A 330-nucleotide genomic window follows, 5' to 3' on the forward strand; every position below is an offset into this window, starting at 1 on the left:
CTATAAGAAAGAATATCCGTGGCTGAAAGAAGTAGATTCCCTTGCACTGGCGAATGTGCAGATTCATTTGGAGAAGGCTTATAAGAACTTTTTTGTAAATCCTGCTGTTGGTTTTCCGAAATTCAAGTCGAGACATCGAAGCAGGAAGAGCTATACAACGAATGTGGTGAATGGGAATATTCGTCTGGAAAAGGGAAAGATCCGGCTTCCGAAACTGAGGGAAGTGAAGATCAGGAAACATCGGGAAATACCGGAGGGGTATGTCCTGAAGTCGGTAACCATAAGTCAGGAGCCTTCCGGAAAATACTATGCAAGTCTGCTTTATGAGTA

1 protein-coding gene is annotated in these 330 nt (G+C 43.3%); it reads left to right on the top strand.

Translation table 11 applies throughout. The features are described 5' to 3' along the window. Positions 1-330, top strand: a 330-nt coding sequence (locus ACTNA4_RS16160) for an RNA-guided endonuclease InsQ/TnpB family protein (protein WP_441031196.1), incomplete at both ends; no start/stop codon positions are given.

The organism is Bariatricus sp. HCP28S3_A7 (genome assembly GCF_052066375.1).
Lineage (GTDB): Bacteria > Bacillota > Clostridia > Lachnospirales > Lachnospiraceae > Allocoprococcus.